The sequence below is a fragment of the Agromyces sp. NPDC055658 genome, from assembly GCF_053618155.1.
This window is the reverse complement of record NZ_JBSHHD010000147.1, coordinates 1-1,071: the sequence shown is the minus strand read 5'-3', so window position 1 is coordinate 1,071 and position 1,071 is coordinate 1. Positions and strand designations below refer to the sequence as shown.

Genomic DNA, 1,071 nt, shown 5'->3' with positions numbered 1-1,071 from the left:
ACCTGGGCCTGCCGATCCAGGTGGTTCCCGGCCTCCAGGAAATTGAGGCAGGAATCTACGAGGGGACCCCGGAATCCGATGCCGTGAAAGGCTACCTGCAGGCGCCGCTGAAATGGCTGCAGGGCGATCTGGATGCCCGCATTCCCGGGTCTGTCAACGGGCGGGAATTCGATGCGCGAATGGACGGCGCAATTCAGACCATGTACGACAACGGGGACCGGAACGTGGCGGCATTTTCGCACGGCGGCGCCATCATGTTCTGGGTTTTCCTGAATGCGGAAAATGCGGACCCGATGTGGCTGATGACCAATCCGCTGCGAAACACCGGTTACGTCGTGGTGGAGGGAAATCCTGAGGACGGCTGGCGCGTCGTCAACTGGAACGGCACCGAGATCGGACCCGAAACTCCGTTCCACGTCGAGGTCCTGCGGCAGGTGCGGACCCTGTCGAGGCAGCTCAACGCCGCGGCCGAGCAGGTGACGGATGCCTTCGCCACCCGTGATCCGGCGGCCATCGCCACGGCGATCAACCGGAGCATCGCCGACGCGAGCTTCTCGGTGACCAAGTTCAACCGGGCGATCGGCGCCGAGGTCATCGATCGGGTGAACAAGGCATTCCCGAAGAGCGAGAACGAATTACGCGAGAAGGTGTCGTCAGACATCGAGGATGTCAAGACCGCAGCGAACGACATCGTCAAGACGGCTGCCGACGACGTTCAGGGCGCCGGTGACACGGCCACTCAACAAGTCAGTGCGGCCGCTACCGGAATGCGGACCGTCACCAAGACACGTCCTGCCGCAACGGATCTCAGCGACGGGAACAAGGCGGCTCCGGGCCTGAAGAAGGTGGTCACCGAGTCGGGTGACAAGGTACGCGCGGCGGTGGAGAACGCGCGTGATCAGGTCTCGTCCTCGGTGCGCAGTATCAGGGACGCGGTCAAGAAGGCTTCTGACCGGGTTGAAGCCAAGGACAAGGCAGAGAAGAGGGACACCGCCCCGAAGAACGCCGCCTAGCGATACCAGCGCGGACATCGACGGGTCTTCGCCACAGCTACCCGCAGGTCGGATGGCA

Annotated in this window: 1 protein-coding gene; it reads left to right on the top strand. The window is 63.2% G+C overall.

Translation table 11 applies throughout. The features are described from left to right. Positions 1-1,013: histidine phosphatase family protein (locus ACWGPE_RS19225; protein WP_452049352.1), on the top strand; the 1,013-nt coding region annotated here is incomplete at its 5' end. Positions 1,014-1,071: the final 58 nt, after the last annotated feature.